We start from the raw sequence: 17755 nt of genomic DNA, 5'->3' as shown, positions 1-17755 counted from the left end.
CCAATATGCTGATTTAATTAATGACCCATTACCGCACCGCTGATGTCTTTGGCAGAGTGGTGGATTATTAATTGAGTTTCATAAAGAACATCAGTCATGTCGACTAAGAAACCAGACTCAATGGCCATTACACCCACAATCGATAATACAATCGTATAAGGCAACGCCATCCATACCATACGGCCGTATGACAAGCGAATAAGCGGTGCTATGGCTGAGGTTAACAAGAATAAGAACGCTGCTTGTCCATTCGGTGTAGCCACAGAAGGTAGGTTAGTACCGGTGTTAATTGCCACAGCAAGTAAGTCAAATTGATCTCGAGTGATTTGGCCACTCATCAATGCAGCTTTCACTTCATTAATGTAAACCGTGCCCACAAACACGTTGTCACTGACCATAGATAATAAGCCGTTAGCGATGTAAAAAATCACTAACTGCATATTGCCTTCATAACCTAATGCCCATTGGATCACTGGAGCAAACAGTTCCTGGTCAATGATCACACCAACGATGGCAAAAAATACCGCTAAAAGCGCAGTGAAAGGCAAGGCTTCTTCAAACGCTTTACCCAAAGAATGTTCGTCGGTTATGCCATTAAATGCTGTTGCTAAAATAATGACCGATAAACCAATGAGGCCCACAGAAGCTAGGTGAAGTGCTAAACCTGCAATTAACCAAACTCCAATAAGAGCCTGGACAACCAGTTTCATTTTATCTTGGTTGGTTCTGTGTGAGTCTTCATGATTAGCGTAATCGGTTAAAATCTTATGTACTGCACCAGGTAATTGCGCGCCATAACCAAATACTTTGAATTTTTCGACAAGAAAACAAGTGAATATTCCTGCAACCAATACCGGCATAGTCACCGGTGACATCCGTAAGAAAAACTCACCAAACTGCCAGTGGGCTTGTGCCGCAATGATCAAGTTCTGTGGTTCGCCCACCATAGTACAGACTCCACCAAGAGCGGTACCAATACCTGAATGCATTAATAAATTACGTAAGAATGCACGAAATGCTTCTAATTCTTCATTGTTTAACTGTTCGGTTGTTTCAGATGTATGGTCATGGCCATCGTTAAAGCTCTTACCTGAAGCGACCTTGTGGTAAATGGAGTAAAAACCAACGGCAACAGCAATGATAACCGCGATGACTGTTAACGCATCTAAGAACGCAGATAAGAATGCCGACGCAGTACAGAACATCAACGAAACAATGATTTTTGAACGCACTTTAGTAATCATCTTGGTAAATACAAACAGTAATAACTGTTTCATAAAGTAAATACCGGCGACCATGAAGACTAAAAGTAACAATACTTCCAGGTTGGCTTCAATTTCATGTAGAACTTGTGAGGGGGATGTCATGCCAATAAATACGGCTTGAATTGCGAGCAAACCGCCGGGCTGAAGTGGATAACATTTAAGTGCCATGGCAAGGGTGAAAATAAATTCAACTACCAGTACCCATCCAGCGACAAATGGACTGACATAAAAAAACAGCAGGGGATTAATGACTAAAAATGCCATAATTGCGTATTTGTACCATTTAGGTGAATTGCCTAAAAAGTTGACAAATAGCGCCTGACTTTTGGTTGCCTGCATAGCAGCCTCTCCGATATTGTTATTGTGACTGTATTGGTACCATTTTTGGATAGCTTACAATACATCATTATTTTCAAACAGATTTGGGAGAATAGAGGCAACTCATATTCGAAAACTTGATGAGTATCAACTTTTCGTTAATTGAGTTTTAAATTCAACTCGATTGAATGAGTGATTTTGGCCAATTTCTCTCTGTAGAATATAGATATCTTGTTATAGCAAACAATGTGTTAGTTAAATAATTTACTCACTAACTACGCATGGCTCTTATTTTTCATCGCTAGTGTAGCGTAAAAAAAATTGAATTGTAACGCTGTTATTTTTGTTAGTAAAAACACGCGGCGTTAACAATTTAATTACATCAGTATATACTAAACTGCTAGGGTTTTATCAGATAAAGTGATGATATGTCGATGATTATAGTAGTGTAATGTGATTAATATTCAATTATTGTTACTTGCTATGCTTCAGTTGTTTGAAATTCAATCGTAATGAGTGTCGTGTTTAAACAATGGTTTTTATTTTCTACCGCTCTGGTATGATCAGTCCCAATAGTTTCGCCATTATTTAGCAATAGGATATTAAGGCTGATGATCATCAATGCCAAAGGGCCAGCGAGTTTTGCCGAGAAATATATTGTTCGTTCCATTTGGGAAAACAAATTCCCACCGGGATCAATTTTACCTGCTGAACGTGAGCTGTCTGAACTTATCGGCGTTACACGTACAACGTTAAGAGAAGTATTACAACGTCTTGCTCGAGATGGTTGGTTGAAAATTCAACATGGTAAACCTACCCAAGTGAATAATTTTTGGGAAACGTCTGGGCTAAATATTTTAGAAACCATTGCGGACTTGAATCCTGATGGTTTTCCATTATTAGTCGACCAGTTAATGGCCGCTCGTGGTAATGTCAGTAATATTTATTTTCGGGCTTCTATCCGTCACAATCCTGAAAAAGTGGTTGAAGTATTAGCGGGTATTCATAGTTTAGAAAATGATGCTGAAGCGTATGCGACATTTGATTACCAGTTGCACCATACATTAGCTTTTGCGTCAGGCAATCCATTGTATGTGTTGATTTTAAATGGTTTTAAAGGCCTTTATAATCGTGTTGGTCGATATTATTTTTCTAGCCAAGAAGCTCGTGAATTAACCATGCGTTTTTATCTTAAATTAGAGAAATTGGCTCAGGATAAAAATTACTCAGACGTACCAGCGTTAATGCGTACAAATGGTATTGAAAGTGGCAAAATGTGGCAAAAATTGCGTGATGATTTACCCGCTGAAATGGGTCATGATAAATCATAGTGAGATAGTGAGATAGTGAGATAGTGAGATAGTGAGATAGTAACTTAAGCCATTAAATCTCTCATTACACGTTAAAAAAACCAATCAAATTGATTGGTTTTTTTAACAACAAAATTGCTCATACTCACAGCATCGAATGTAAACTAGATAGACTTTGTGGTGTCGTTTCTGGGCACATTGACAAGGTACTAACAATGCCTAAGTGATCAAATTGCTCCAAAGTGACATTAAATCCCCATAATCGATGTAAATGCTTTAATACCTCTTGATGGTTGTCTGCCAGCGGAATGTTGTCAAATGGTATGTAGCGTAAGATAATTGACCTATCACCGTTCACTTGAACTTGTTGTACTTGTATATTGGGCTCGATATTCGACAGATTATATTGTTGTGATAGGGTGTTGCGAATATCCTGGTAACCTTGATCATCATGAATGGCCGATATTGATAGTTGACCGCGTTTTTCATCATCTAAAATACCAAATAGTTTAAAGTCACGTATCACTTTAGGTGATAAATATTGGCTAATAAAACTCTCATCTTTAAAGTGTTTCATAGCAAAGTGAACCGTAGTGAGCCAATCGCTGCCTGCAATGTCTGGAAACCATTTTCGATCTTCTTTAGTGGGGGTTTCGCAGATACGTCTGATATCGATAAACATCGCAAAACCTAAAGCATAGGGGTTTATGCCACTATAATGTGGACTATTATAAGCAGGTTGCGCGACCACTGCGGTGTGATTCTGCAAAAATTCCAACATGAAACGGTCGGTTACTTTGCCGGTATCATATAATCGATTGAGGATGGTGTAATGCCAAAAAGTTGCCCAGCCTTCGTTCATTACTTGGGTTTGCTTTTGTGGGTAAAAATACTGCGCCATCTTACGTACTATACGGACTAATTCACGTTGCCAAGGTGCTAATAATGGTGCGTTTTTTTCAATAAAATATAAAATATTTTCTTGAGGTTCACTAGGAAAAACGACTGTCGTTTCAGGGTTGTCTTTTGGTGGCGATGTCGGCAGAGTTCGCCATAAGTCATTCACTTGGCTTTGTAAATAATCTTCACGCTCTTGTTGTCTTGCTTGTTCTTCTTTTAGTGACACTTCAGCTGGACGTTTGTAGCGGTCTACACCGTAATTCATTAATGCATGGCAAGAGTCTAAGATCAGTTCAACTTGTTCTACACCATAACGTAACTCACATTCACGGATATAATTCTTAGCAAAAACTAAATAATCGATAATCGAACTTGCATCGGTCCAGGTGTTAAATAAATAGTTATTTTTAAAAAAACTATTGTGGCCATAACAAGCGTGGGCCATGACCAATGCTTGCATCGTGATGGTATTTTCTTCCATTAAGTAAGCAATACATGGGTCGGAATTGATCACAATTTCATACGCCAACCCCATTTGGCCGCGCTTGTAGCCTTGTTCTGTTTGAATAAATCGTTTGCCAAATGACCAGTGAGTGTAACCAATGGGCATTCCTATTCCTGCATAGGCATCCATCATTTGTTCCGCGGTAATAATTTCAATTTGATTCGGGTAAGTATCAAGTTTAAAGAAAGCTGCGGCCTGTTCAATTTCACGTTGATATTGTTGCAGTAAATCAAATGTCCACTCGGGACCATCATCTAACGGGTTACGGTTATGTTGAACCATGATAGCCTCCTATATAGCTTGTTTTTTAAAGAGTTCACGGAAAACGGGATAGATATCTTCAACTTGGTGAATTTGCTGTACCGCAATGTTGTCAAACTGCTGTTGTAACTGTTCATATTGATGCCACAAGTTTTGATGCGCCCGATGGCTGATTTCGATGTAACTGAAATAGCGTACTTTGGGGAGAATATGTTTTGCTAATATCTCATGGCAAATAGGAGAGTCGTCGGACCAATTATCGCCATCAGAAGCTTGCGCGGCATAAATATTCCACTCATTGTCAGGGTAACGAGCTTGTTGTATTTCGTGCATTAGTTTTAATGCGCTTGATACTATGGTTCCGCCAGTTTCTTGTGAGTAAAAAAATTCGTGTTCATCGACTTCTTTTGCTTGTGTATGGTGGCGAATGTACACAACCTCGAGGTTTTGATAACTGCGGGTGAGAAATAGATACAATAGAATATAAAAACGTTTAGCCATGTCTTTGGTGGCTTGATCCATTGACCCTGACACATCCATTAAGCAGAACATAACCGCTTGACTAGAAGGGACTTCACGTTTTGCATAGTTGTTATAGCGTAAATCAAAAGTATCGATAAAAGGCACTTTGGCGATTTGTTGCTTAAGCACTATTATCTGCTCTTTGATGGTTATAATGCGCTCGGCCTTAGCGCCAGGAGTATTTTCTAATACTGTAAGTTCAGCTTCCAATGTCTGTAATGCTTTTTTCTTGCCGCCGCTCATGGCAATGCGTCTAGCAAGTGATGAGCGCAGTGATCTGACAATATTGATATTGGCGGGCACGCCATCATTGGTGAAACCTGCACGATAAGTTTGATACTCAACCAATTTATTAAGGCGATTATTCTGTAAGTTTGGCAGTTCGAGATCTTCAAACAACAATGCTAAATATTCATCTTTTGAAATAGTAAATACAAAATCGTCATCACCTTCGCCACTATTTGATGCATCGCCTTGACCAGCGCCTCCATGTCCGCCATTAGGTCGTTGGATTTGGTCGCCACGATTAAATTGATCATTACCTGGGTGAACTCTGTCCCTTATGCCACCTTGTCCTTGTCTAAATACAGGCTCACTGAGATCCCGTTTGGGAATAGTAATCTGTTCACCTTTATCAATATCAGTGACACTTCGACGTGTTACCGCATCACCGACAGCTTTTTTAATTTGTTTTTTATAACGTTCAATAAAACGCTGCCGATTAACTGTGCTTTTTCCTTTTGCATTGAGTCGTCTATCAATAAAATTTGCCATACGCTGCTCCCAAGTCTTATTTTTGGAAGCGCCTTTGCCAGTGGCGCTACCAACATTGGGTTTCTACGAAGATTTACGCACTCGTAAATACCATTCTGACAATAGTCTGACTTGTTTTTTGGTGTAGCCTTTTTCCATCATGCGATTAACAAAGTCGTCATGCTTACGCTGATCGTCATTCGATGTTTTGCCATTAAACGAAATCACAGGCAGTAAATCTTCAGTGTTGGAAAACATTTTTTTCTCAATCACTGTGCGTAATTTCTCATAGCTAGTCCACAGAGGATTATTACCTTCATTATTGGCTCGAGCACGTAAGACAAAGTTAACAATTTCATTGCGGAAATCTTTTGGATTACTGATCCCCGCTGGTTTTTCAATTTTCTCCAATTCGGCATTTAAGGCACCACGATCAAAAAGTTGTCCTGTTTCTGGGTCGCGATATTCTTGATCTTGGATCCAAAAATCTGCATAGGTAACATATCGGTCGAAAATATTTTGTCCGTATTCAGAATACGACTCAAGGTAAGCTGTTTGGATCTCTTTACCGATAAACTCAACATACTTAGGGATTAAATAACCTTTAAGAAACTCTAAATATTTCTCACTTATATCGTTAGGAAATTGTTCTTGTTCAATTTGCTTTTCGAGTACATAAAATAAGTGGACTGGGTTTGCGGCTATTTCTGCACTGTCAAAATTAAATACACGTGACAAAATCTTAAATGCAAAGCGGGTCGATAGCCCTTGCATGCCTTCATCTACGCCAGCATAGTCACGATATTCTTGGTAGGATTTTGCTTTTGGATCGGTGTCTTTTAAGCTTTCACCGTTATAGACGCGCATTTTTGAATAAATAGAGGAGTTTTCGGGCACTTTTAACCGTGATAACACGCTAAATTGTGCCAGGGTTTCTAAGGTGCCAGGTGCACAAGATGCCGTCGATAGTTCAGAATTGGCTAATAGTTTTTGGTAAATTTCCATTTCTTCAGATACCCGTAAACAGTAGGGCACTTTGACGATGTAGACGCGATCTAAAAATGCTTCGTTGTTTTTATTATTCCTAAACGCGGACCATTCAGACTCATTCGAATGGGCCAAAATAATACCGTTGTACGGCAAGGCTGACAGGCCTTCAGTACCGTTGTAATTGCCTTCCTGAGTCGCAGTTAATAATGGGTGAAGTACCTTAATGGGTGCTTTAAACATTTCAACAAACTCCATTAATCCTTGGTTTGCACGACATAACGCACCTGAGTAAGCATAAGCATCGGCATCATCTTGAGAAAAATGCTCTAACTGACGAATATCAACTTTACCCACCAAAGCAGAAATATCTTGGTTATTTTCATCTCCAGGTTCTGTTTTAGCAATACCGATTTGATCGAGCACCGATGGGTACACTTTAACAACTCTGAATTTTGATATATCACCACCATATTGGTGTAAACGTTTTACAGTCCATGGTGACATAATCGTTTTGATATAACGACTTGGGATGTTGTATTCGTTTTTGAGTAGTTCACTGTCTTCTTCAGGATCAAACAGACAAAATGGGTGGTCGTTGACAGGGCTGCGAATGCCATCGGCAGTTAATATGTAAATCGGTACTTGCTGCATTAATGCTTTGAGTTTTTCGGCCAACGATGATTTACCGCCACCGACAGGACCTAAGAGATATAATATTTGCTTTGACTCTTCAAGGCCTTGAGCTGAATGTGTTAAGTAGGCCACGATTTGTTCAATCGCATCTTCCATGCCATAAAAATCTTTAAATGCGGGATACTGTGCAATAACACGATTAGAAAAAATCCGACTTAAAATTGGATTTTTTGCAGTGTCAATAATCTGCGGTTCACCAATGGCCATGAGTAACCGTTCAGCCGCAGACACATAAGCACTTCTGTCTTGTTTACAGATGTCGAGGAATTGCTCTAAGGTATATTCTTCGTCGCGTTTTTTCTCATAACGTTGTTGATAGTGTTCAAAAATGCCCATAGTAACCCCCTCAAAACGTACCGTTGTATGACTTAAAAAGCCTGAGTGATTAATGCGATGGTCAAGAATGTAATGTTATATCTGTTAGCGCAATATTAGGCTTTAAGACTAAAGTGTAGGACAGGAAAAATAACTTGGCTAAGTTTTAGTGAAAAATAAATCAAATAAAAACAACAACAAACAGTAGCATTTGCAATAGTTGCAAAAATAGTGCGATGACCGACTGCGTACTTTAGGCGGATAAAATGATAAAAAAAGGAGCCAAAAGGCTCCTTAAGTTTTTGCCATTAATCGAAATTAAGCAGCAAAGTTCTTGTTAACAAATTCCCAGTTAACAAGCTGCCAGAAGTGAGCTAAATACTCTGGACGTGCGTTACGGTAATCAACGTAGTAAGCATGTTCCCATACGTCTACAGTTAATAGAATCGTAACAGACTCATCTGTTAACGGTGTAGCAGCATTGCTAGTGTTAACAATAGCTAATGAACCATCAGCTTTTTTCACTAACCATGTCCAAGCGCTACCAAAGTTATTTACTGCAGAATCAGTAAATTTAGCTTTGAATTCTTCAAAAGAACCAAATGAAGCATTGATAGCAGCAGCGATATCGCCAGTTGCTTCGCCGCCAGCATTAGGTGCTAAGCAGTTCCAGTAAAAAGTGTGGTTCCAAACTTGAGCCGCGTTGTTGAACATACCGCCAGTTGAAGTTTTAACAACTTCTTCTAGTGTTTTGCCAGCAAACTCAGTTCCTTCAACTAAACCGTTTAGTTTTACCACATATGTGTTGTGATGCTTACCATAATGGAACTCAATGGTTTCTTGAGAAATGTGTGGTTCAAGTGCGTTCTTTGCATAAGGTAATGCTGGTAGTTCGAAAGCCATTAGTATCTCTCCATGGATTCAGGTTATCGTTTTTGTTTACCAATCAGGTAACATTGCTCTACTGCTATTGTACTGATTATTTTTGTGATGTGAATCATTGTTTAAGGAATTATGTGGATTGCAGTAATCGATTTTATGGATTTTAAATAAACCCTACAAACTGTGGCATTTTGTTCTTTGTCTAGGTGTCGTACAATAGGCACAATGTGTTCAGTCGTCGTACTTAGGAAATCAAATGGAAACTGTAGAAAAGATTAAACAGCAAATTAGCGAAAACCCAATTATTGTGTACATGAAAGGTTCACCTAAATTACCAAGCTGTGGATTTTCATCTCAAGTTGCTCAAGTGATGATCAACTGTGGTGAACAATTTGCATTCGTGGATATTTTACAGCATCCAGATATTCGTGCTGAATTACCAAAATTCGCTAACTGGCCAACATTCCCACAATTATGGGTTGAAGGAGAGTTGATTGGTGGTTGTGACATTATCACTGAAATGTTCCAAAAAGGTGAACTTCAACCTATCATTAAAGCGACTGCTGACAAATTCCGTACAGAAGACGCTGCAGAGTAATTGCAGAAGATTAAGTGCTTTACGCACTGAATAAAAAGCCCCACAGCTAAAGGCTGTTGGGGCTTTTTTATATCGTTTTAAAACGAGCACTTACAAAGCAGTGTTGCTGCATGAGGTTACAGAAAGTTACTTTTCAGCTTGTGGTTTTTTCACCGCAGGTAAAATCAAGTTCATCAAAATAGCGACAATACCGCACAAACTAATCCCCGTTAAGCTAAACGAGCCAATACCAAACGCCATTCCGCCAATACCGAATACCAACGTTACCCCAACAATACTAAGATTACGTGGTTCAGATAAATCGACTTGATGACGAATTAAGGTATTTAATCCAACTGCTGCAATCGAACCAAACAGTAAGCACATAATACCGCCCATTACCGGTACTGGTATGGTTTGCATCATAGCGCCAAGTTTACCTACAAAGGCGAGGGTTATCGCAGTAATGGCTGTCCAGGTCATAATACGTGGATCAAAACTTTTGGTTAGTGTAACAGCTCCTGTTACTTCACTATAAGTGGTGTTAGGCGGTCCACCCAACGCCGATGCTGCTATCGTAGCAATACCATCGCCAGTAAGTGTGCGATGTAAACCTGGCTTTTTAAAATAGTCTTTACCCGTCACGTTAGAGATGGCTAAAATATCGCCGATATGTTCAACCGCTGGCGCAATGGCAACTGGGATCATAAATAGGATTGCATGCCAGTTAAATTCAGGGGCAACAAAGTTTGGCATAGCTAACCAAGCGGCTTGGGTAACAGGGGTGAAATCGACAACCCCAAAGGCTAAGCTAACACCATAGCCAACTAAAATTCCCGCTAGGATGGGCATTAATCGGACCAATCCTTTAGCAAAAATCGCGACGATTATGGTGGTCGTTAAAGCCGAAAGTGAAATCATTAGTGCGACATTTTGCTCTACGATGATAAGACTTCCATCGCCACTTTTACCTAATGCCATATTGACAGCTACAGGTGCTAAGCCTAAGCCAATGATCATAATGACTGGGCCGACAACAACCGGTGGCAATAAAGTATGTATAAATCCAGTGCCACGAAGTTTCACTGTTAATCCAAGTAGCATATAAACCACGCCAGCAGCCATTAAACCGCCCATGGTGGCTGGAATACCCCATGTTTGCACGCCATATAAAATGGGAGCGATAAAAGCAAAGGAAGAAGCGAGAAACACAGGGACTTGACGTTTAGTGACTAATTGAAACAGTAGGGTACCGAAACCGGCTGTAAATAAGGCGACACTTGTGTCTAAACCCGTTAATAACGGCATTAGCACGAGTGCACCAAAAGCGACAAATAGCATTTGTGCGCCTTGAAGCGGAATTAACACGCGTTTCATATTGTTCTCCATCATTATTTAGAAAGTTAGCGTGTGATTAAACGGCGCGAATTGTCACATAAAAGCGATCATATGCATAACAACTTTGAGGACGCTGTAGCGATTATTGTTATTTGATATGGCTACAATACTGGGTCAATTTGGCAGTAGTAAAAAAGAGTTTTCGTTATCCATTACTCGATAGAATTTTATTATGATATAATTTGTTCACTTATATTTGCTGCGTTTATGTTATCAGATGCTGAAAAAACTAATTAATCTCATTGCGTTACCACTAATTGCGTTAACTTCGATTACGCTTGTACATGCTGCGGAAGTGAACAAGCTTGATGAAGCCGATATTACGGTAGCATCACGCGCAAACGATGTGAAAAACAACGCCCTTAAAGAGGCATTATCTGCCGTTTTCTTAAAAAACTCTGGTCTACCAAGTGTGGTATTAAACCCATTGGTTAAAGCCCAAATTAATAACCCAGAAGTCATTTTGACTCAATATGGTTACTATGAGAAAAATGGCGAACTGATGCTCAAAGCCAGCTTTGACCATCAACGGGTTATTTCAACGTTACGTGAAGCAGGTTTACCTGTTTGGGGCAGTCAACGCCCATTAACCTTGTTATGGATGTCGGTTGATGAAAATAATGAACCGTCTATTTTAGCAGATGCTTCTTCGGCCGATATTCGATCTGAGTTGGCTCAAGAGTCTAGTAACAAAGGCATTCCATTATTGTTGCCAATAATGGATTTGGATGATGTGATGCAAGTCAGTATCACTGATGTACGTGGAATGTTTACCGATGTGCTAGCTAATGCATCCACTCGTTATCAAGCTGATTATTTCGCTATTGCCAATTTGGATACTCAAGGCGTTAACGTTCATTACACCATCAAATTATTTGATAAAAATAGAACTAATGGTGTGTTACAACCGTTAATTTCGCAACAAGGTGATGCGACTGATAATCAACAAGCCACGAAGCGAATGATGAACATTCTAGCCGATTATTATATTAGCCAGTATGCCATAGCCTCTACAGGCAGAGATGTTGCTACCCAAGTTAGCTTTACTGGGTTAAATAACATGACTCAACTGGTACATGTTGAAACATATCTTCGCCAGCTCAGTGCGGTAAAATCCCTTAAACTGAGTCAGTTCAAGGGTGATGCAGCAACATATACGATAGAATTATTTAGTAGTGTAGATGACCTGCAAAGATTGCTTAATATTGATAGCCGGTTATCACAATTAGATACAGTGGGTAGTGTGGAGTCATTTTATGAATCTAAGGACGACAATCCAGCGCCTAAATTACTTTATCAATGGTTGGGCCAATAAGTATTATCACCAGATGCGCTGTACACTTTAGTCGTACAGCGTGAATTTTATACCAAGGTTATCTTTCTATGCTGGCTTCTCGCTGATACTCGCATAATTGACGGATTTAGGTATAATAGCGTTAGTTAGTTTATGATTTTGAGACCTATCTGAGTGACACAAAACTCACCAAGACAATTATCTTTACCCGTTTATCTACCTGACGATGAAACCTTTCAGAGTTATTATCCTGCTTCGGGTAATGATGAGTTGATCCAGAAACTTCAAGCTAGCGCTGAAGGCAATCTAGCGTCTTCTTTATATGTATATGGCCCAGAAAAATCAGGCCGAACCCATTTAATGCATGCAGCTTGTGCACTTGCCAATGACCTTGAACGCCGTACTCTCTATATCCCATTAGGCATTCATGCCAGTATTTCACCGGCATTATTTGAAGGTCTAGAGTCTCTGGAGTTAATTTGTATTGATGATATTGAAGCCATAGCGGGTCATCCTGTATGGGAAGAAGCTATTTTTCATTTATATAATCGTATAGCTGAGCAACAAGATTGTCGTTTAATTGTTAGCGGAAAGGCATCACCTTCTGAAACCGGTTTTTTATTGCCTGATTTGGTTTCTCGTATGCAATGGGGATTAATCTATCAATTACAACCAATGGCAGACGATGAAAAGCTTGTGGCCTTGCAGCGCCGAGCGGCAATGCGTGGTTTACAGTTGTCTGATGAAGTAGGGCGCTTCTTACTGACGCGAATGGCGCGTGATTTACGCACCTTGTTTGATGTTCTCGATAAACTCGATAAAGCTTCTATGGTACATCAGCGTAAACTGACTATTCCGTTTATAAAAGAGATGTTGAGGCTTTAATACCTTAGGTTTTAATTCCTTAGGTAAAAAATTATCGTCATTAGTCTAACTAATTACACAATTAAAAAACGCCAAATGAATTCATTTGGCGTTTTTTAATAAGTGAGTCAATGGCTTAGTGTTTCACGTGATCACTGCCACTAAATTGCAATGGTCTAGTGTCAACAGCATTTTGTTCAGCGACTTTCTGTGGTGATTTTGATGGATCAGTTGCTAGCACCAAGTTTTGTGTCCAGGTTTGGCCTTTAACTAACGCTACTGGTGCAGGTAAACCGTCCATCACTTGGCTAACATCAACTTCAGGCAGTATTTGGCTCAAGACGTAGCTAGCGCGATCGTATAACTCAGGTTGACCGACTCGGCCACGTTGACCCCACTCAACCACAATGGTGGAACCAGTGGCATCTTCAGGTTTATCAGTTATTGCCATATCACGTAATACATCGTAACGATGGCTCATCATCACTTCTTCAAATAGCATTGCTGCATCTTCTCGTGTTGAAGAATAGGCATAATCATCGTTGGCGAGATCGTTTGCAAAAAATTGCGCTACATCATTCGGTGTATACGCTTTTTGGGTATTATTTGCATTTTCACCAGAGTATTGAACGTTAGCAAGAGCATACATTTCAGTACTGGTTAATGGATAGCGGATGTTAAGTTGGTCTGATGTCATCTCTTTACTATCATACCGACGATTAAAATCATTTTCTAAGGTTGGACCTTGCAGATTTTCATGCATGCTTTGTGGAAAATAATCATTTGCATGAGCCAGTTCATGGTACAAGAGCCTGGCTAGGTTAGAAGACATATTCTCCATGGTACGATTTGTACGGTTGCCTATTTCTATATATTCACCAGCATAATTGTTGTTTTTAACATAACGATATGGCGAGAGGTAATTTAGCTCTTCACCAAAGTTGCTGCGATAATCAGGGGTTTCATTAATCGTATCTCGCTGAACCGAAGTTAGCCACACATATTCAGGATCAAGATATATTGCTCCAATAAAACCAGCATAAAAGGCTGGTCTGATATCGTAACTGATGACTACAGCCGTCACTGATTGCAACAATTCTACAAAATCATTATGAGTTTGTGCACGTAAATAGGCTTCAAAGTTTGCCCCCATCCAGTCGTGTGAAACGAGGACTCTGTCCATGATAGTATCAATCGGATCTGGCTTAGTATCTTTGCTAATGAAGGGTAACTCATTAATAATGTTGCATGCATCAACGAGTTGGTTCGAGTAAACACAAGAGGTTAGCTGCTTTGCATATGGTGAGTCATGCTTGTAAGCGTGCATTCGTGCAACTGGGGAATTGAAGAAAGCGTCCGATGGAGTCGTTTTTTCTTTGGTTACGAGTAAATTAACGTCATCACTAATGGTTTGGCCGTCAAATGTGGCAGTGGCTTTCAGGCTGAATAGCTGATCGGTATCGACGTTTGGCGCAACAAAAAGCGGCCTATTAATGTCACTTAAATCCACGTTGGTCAAGGCTTTATTATTAGTACTAGGATACATACACCAACTAATATTTTCAGGTACTTGGCCGTTTATATTCTGTATACGCAAACTAGCATCAGTTAAACTCACCATTTGATGATCGCTATTAATGCGTAAAATATTGTCATTAGAATCGGCAGTAATTGTTATCGTTTCTTCAATGTTGATATTATCGCCAGAGACAGTCACCTTAAAAGCGTAATCTTGGTTACTTGTGGGTGTGAATGCTAAAACCTGACTATTAACTGCAGCAAGTTCAAGAATGGGTCCTGAAACCTGCTGCCACAAAAATGTTTTGCCAATAGTGTCTTGTTCATTAAGGTTGGCAATAATGCTACCAGGCTTGTCTTTGGCATATTCGTGTTCAAGGACAAAAGTCAGTTGAGAGTCTGTGTCGGCAATGGAATAAGTGATATTTTCACTACAAATTTCGAAAGCGGATGAGGTAGGCACACCTTGATCGTTATTGTCTGAATCTCCTCCGCAGGCGCTAACTAACATAGCACTGGCTAAAAGGCTGTAGGTTCCTAAATTTCGTGATAACTTCATTAAACGACTCCATGTTTATATTGTTATTATTTTAAATACACTTACATAACATCTTGTTAACTAACGAATGTAGCACGCTGTTTTGGTTAAATGCAAGCAACAAAAAAGCGCCCGAAGGCGCTCAAATAAACAACAAAAATGAAAGTTGTTTATTGTTGTTCAGACTTTTTCTTCAACCCTAATCCTAGCTCTCGGCCGCGCTTACGAGCATAGAATGGAAAACTCACCAACAACACACAAATCAATACTGATTCAATCAGTGCAAATACCAGTGCATCAGTAGTGACATAAGCAAGGGTTAAGCCATGTAATAAGTATACACACAGAATAAAACTGGCCCATGCATATGTATATGGGTTACCGGTTAAGATGCCTTTAAGTGGAAACAGTAAAGGTACAATCCATATTAAGCTGAACCCTAAAGAGTAGGTGCCATTCATGCCTTGTTGAATAAACCAGCCGCTGAGCAGCAGGAGTAATGCAAGGTAACCAATTCGACTTAGTTGAAACAAGGTTTGTGAAGTCATTATTTTACTCGTTAAAGAATAGACAAAATATTTTCTGGCGGACGACCAATGGCTGCTTTGTTGTTGGCTAGCACGATAGGCCGTTCAATTAATTTAGGTGTTGCCACCATTGCAGCGATGAGCTGATCTTCCGATAACGATGCGTCAGCCAAATTTTGAACTTTATATTCGTCCTCTTTAGTGCGCATAAGCTGGCGAGCTGTTAAACCAAGTTGTTGTAAAATAGTCTGAATTTCATCCGCTGTAGGTGGCGTCTTTAAGTATTCAACGACAGTGACATCTGCTGCATTAGCTTGCAACAGAGCGAGTGTTTCACGACTTTTTGAACAGCGAGGGTTATGGTATATCGTTGTTTTTGTGGTTGTCATTGTCATAGTCATAGTCCGTCATTAAAAAATGGCAAACAATAAGTAGATTTATTGTTTGCCATTATTCTATCAAAAAATAGCTTATAAGGTTAGATTATCGCGGCTATTTTAATTCTTCCATTGCCCTATCTGCTTGTCTGAATTGTCTTATTCTTGCCTCAATTCGCGCCAGTTGCAGGTTTTGTCCATCAGAATAGCGATATGCATAATTGAGTTGGTCAATAGCACCTTTATAGTTAGCCGATAAGGCCATGAGTTCAGCATTGCTATAATACTCAAGCGCCTTATTGTCTAGCTTACGATATGCATCAGCCATAATTTGATACGGCAGCATATTTTGCTTATCGAAAAATATCAGTTCTTCTAAAAGTGGAATCGCTTTTTTCGGTTGATCTGCCTGAACATAAATATTGGCCAAGTTTGTGTTGACCACTTGCGAAGTCGGTTTCAATTTCCGCTGAGCTTCTAATAATGCTATTGCGCCTGCAAAATCTTTTTTCTGATCTAACAAATCTGTTTTGGTGTCGATGTAGAACAGATTATTGTCATCTTGTTTTAGTAGATCATCGATGATCACTTCAGCTTGAGCAAATTTTTCCAAACGGAAAAGTGCTAACGCTTTGCCATAGAGTGCCGCTTGTTTAAAAGAATACTCATTCTTTTTGAGTTGTTGTTCAAACAAAGATAACGCGGCATCATCACTAAAACTTGAAAAGCGAACTTGGATACGGGCTTTAGCTAGCTGAAAGTTAAGGCTGTTAGGGACATTACGTTTAGGGTACTGAGCTGCGCGGTTACGAGCCTCAGTAATACGTGATTCTGGCAATGGATGCGTCAGCAACATTTGTGGTGGTGTTGTGGTAAAACGATAGCGAATTGCTAATTGACCAAAAAATGTAGCAGCAGCATTAGGATCAAATCCAGCATCGACAAGAATTTGCATTCCAATACGGTCAGCTTCTTTTTCATGTAAGCGGGTATAGTTTATTTTAGATTGCGTTGCTAATGCTTGAGTTGTCGCCAAGGCAGCCATACCGGCTTGAGGTGCAGCAATTGTTAATAAAATAGCCCCTAACATTCCCACAATCGTTGCAGTCGAGCTTTTTTGTTGTGCTTCAAGAGATCGTGCTAGATGGCGTTGAGTCACGTGGGTAATTTCGTGGGCTAATACTGATGCAAGCTCACTTTCGTTGTCGGCATTTAAAAATAAACCCGTATGTACGCCAACATGACCACCAAAGAACGCAAATGCGTTGATTTCATCATTACGGAGTAAAAAGAAATAAAATGGTGTCTTTACCCCCGTGGCATTAGCAACTAGCTTGTTACCCAGTTCAGATAAATATTGGGTTAACACTGGATCACTGAGTACCGGTGCCGATGAACGAATAACGCGCATATAAGCGTCACCGTAGACAGTTTCTTTTTCTAAACTAAAAGTATTGACCGCTGCGGTACCTAGATCTGGAAGATCATTATTGGCAAAACTGTGGCCAATACTGGCAGCAAAAAGCACACTAATAGCGCTAGCAGCCAGTGATTTTGAAAAGGTCGATAATGATAATTTACTCAAGCGGAGCCTTTAATGATGATTGAATCGAAAATATAAGCTTAACCAACAAGTTTGCTTAAGTTACATTGCTTGTGGTTTATTGTACAAGCTAGGATAATAGCCCTAGATTGTTTAAAGCAAGTTGATAATGATTTTAATTGATTTAACACCCTATGTTTGTCCTTATCCTTTAGTAAAAATTAAACTTTTACTAAAGCAAATGGATCTGGATGAAAAATTACATGTACTCTTATCTGACCCTGGTTCACGCCGAGATGTTCCCTTGTTGATAAAAAAAATGGGTTTTGGTATTGAAATCATTGCTGATCAACCGCAATGCTTGTCATTTATCATCACCAAAACAAATTAATATTGTTTATATAA

Annotated in this window: 15 protein-coding genes; 5 read left to right on the top strand and 10 right to left on the bottom strand. The window is 39.6% G+C overall.

The features are described from left to right. Window positions 1–17: 17 nt before the first annotated feature. Window positions 18–1604, bottom strand: coding sequence for a sodium/proton antiporter NhaB (nhaB, locus tag EGC86_RS16980; protein WP_011637208.1), 1587 nt, complete (start codon window positions 1602–1604; stop codon window positions 18–20). A gap of 590 nt (window positions 1605–2194) precedes the next feature. Here nhaB and fadR point away from each other — a divergent pair. Continuing rightward, window positions 2195–2914 carry a fatty acid metabolism transcriptional regulator FadR gene (gene fadR / locus EGC86_RS16975; RefSeq protein ID WP_011637209.1) on the top strand — a complete coding sequence of 240 codons (720 nt, stop codon included), beginning with the start codon at window positions 2195–2197 and terminating at the stop codon, window positions 2912–2914. A 124-nt stretch (window positions 2915–3038) separates the two neighbouring features. Here the strand turns inward: fadR and EGC86_RS16970 are convergent, their stop codons facing one another. From EGC86_RS16970 to sodB, 4 genes are all read right to left on the bottom strand, one after another. After that, complete coding sequence (locus EGC86_RS16970; protein ID WP_123778328.1) at window positions 3039–4580, bottom strand: SpoVR family protein; 1542 nt, start codon at window positions 4578–4580, stop codon at window positions 3039–3041. 9 nt (window positions 4581–4589) lie between these two features. Next, complete coding sequence (locus EGC86_RS16965) at window positions 4590–5855, bottom strand: YeaH/YhbH family protein (RefSeq protein ID WP_123778327.1); 1266 nt, start codon at window positions 5853–5855, stop codon at window positions 4590–4592. Window positions 5856–5918: 63 nt separating this feature from the next. Continuing rightward, window positions 5919–7853: a PrkA family serine protein kinase gene (locus tag EGC86_RS16960; RefSeq protein ID WP_102036894.1), complete on the bottom strand. Its 1935-nt coding sequence runs from the start codon at window positions 7851–7853 to the stop codon at window positions 5919–5921. Window positions 7854–8150: 297 nt separating this feature from the next. Then, a complete protein-coding gene (gene sodB, locus EGC86_RS16955; protein ID WP_011637213.1) occupies window positions 8151–8735 on the bottom strand; it encodes a superoxide dismutase [Fe] in 585 nt (194 codons plus the stop codon). Between the two features lie 235 nt (window positions 8736–8970). Between sodB and grxD the strand changes: the two genes are divergently transcribed. Continuing rightward, window positions 8971–9312 (top strand): Grx4 family monothiol glutaredoxin, encoded by a 342-nt coding sequence (gene grxD, locus EGC86_RS16950; protein WP_011637214.1) that lies wholly within the window; start codon window positions 8971–8973, stop codon window positions 9310–9312. A gap of 126 nt (window positions 9313–9438) precedes the next feature. Here the strand turns inward: grxD and EGC86_RS16945 are convergent, their stop codons facing one another. Then, window positions 9439–10668 (bottom strand): uracil-xanthine permease family protein, encoded by a 1230-nt coding sequence (locus tag EGC86_RS16945; RefSeq protein ID WP_059745346.1) that lies wholly within the window; start codon window positions 10666–10668, stop codon window positions 9439–9441. Window positions 10669–10906: 238 nt separating this feature from the next. On the opposite strand from EGC86_RS16945, the gene EGC86_RS16940 reads away from it, so the two are divergent. Further along, complete coding sequence (locus tag EGC86_RS16940; RefSeq protein WP_123778326.1) at window positions 10907–12004, top strand: DUF2066 domain-containing protein; 1098 nt, start codon at window positions 10907–10909, stop codon at window positions 12002–12004. A gap of 153 nt (window positions 12005–12157) precedes the next feature. Beyond that, window positions 12158–12868, top strand: a complete 711-nt coding sequence (gene hda, locus EGC86_RS16935) for a DnaA inactivator Hda (RefSeq protein WP_059745344.1) — start codon at window positions 12158–12160, stop codon at window positions 12866–12868. Between the two features lie 115 nt (window positions 12869–12983). Here the strand turns inward: hda and EGC86_RS16930 are convergent, their stop codons facing one another. From EGC86_RS16930 to bepA, 4 genes are all read right to left on the bottom strand, one after another. After that, entirely contained in the window at window positions 12984–14924 is a 1941-nt protein-coding gene (locus EGC86_RS16930; protein ID WP_123778325.1) for a hypothetical protein, read from the bottom strand. 149 nt (window positions 14925–15073) lie between these two features. Beyond that, the gene (locus EGC86_RS16925; protein ID WP_011637219.1) at window positions 15074–15451 is read right to left on the bottom strand and encodes a DUF2069 domain-containing protein; all 378 of its coding nucleotides are present in this window, start codon (window positions 15449–15451) and stop codon (window positions 15074–15076) included. Window positions 15452–15462: 11 nt separating this feature from the next. Then, complete coding sequence (gene arsC / locus EGC86_RS16920) at window positions 15463–15825, bottom strand: arsenate reductase (glutaredoxin) (protein ID WP_245423176.1); 363 nt, start codon at window positions 15823–15825, stop codon at window positions 15463–15465. Window positions 15826–15922: 97 nt separating this feature from the next. After that, complete coding sequence (gene bepA, locus EGC86_RS16915) at window positions 15923–17356, bottom strand: beta-barrel assembly-enhancing protease (protein ID WP_235585896.1); 1434 nt, start codon at window positions 17354–17356, stop codon at window positions 15923–15925. Between the two features lie 163 nt (window positions 17357–17519). Here bepA and EGC86_RS16910 point away from each other — a divergent pair, with 163 nt between their 5' ends. Further along, window positions 17520–17741 carry a sulfurtransferase TusA family protein gene (locus EGC86_RS16910; RefSeq protein ID WP_011637222.1) on the top strand — a complete coding sequence of 74 codons (222 nt, stop codon included), beginning with the start codon at window positions 17520–17522 and terminating at the stop codon, window positions 17739–17741. Window positions 17742–17755: the final 14 nt, after the last annotated feature.

It is taken from the genome of Shewanella frigidimarina, assembly GCF_003797125.1.
In the GTDB taxonomy this organism is placed as follows: Bacteria; Pseudomonadota; Gammaproteobacteria; order Enterobacterales; family Shewanellaceae; genus Shewanella; species Shewanella frigidimarina.
The sequence above is the reverse complement of the archived record's forward strand: the minus strand, read 5'-3'. Positions and strand labels throughout refer to the sequence as shown.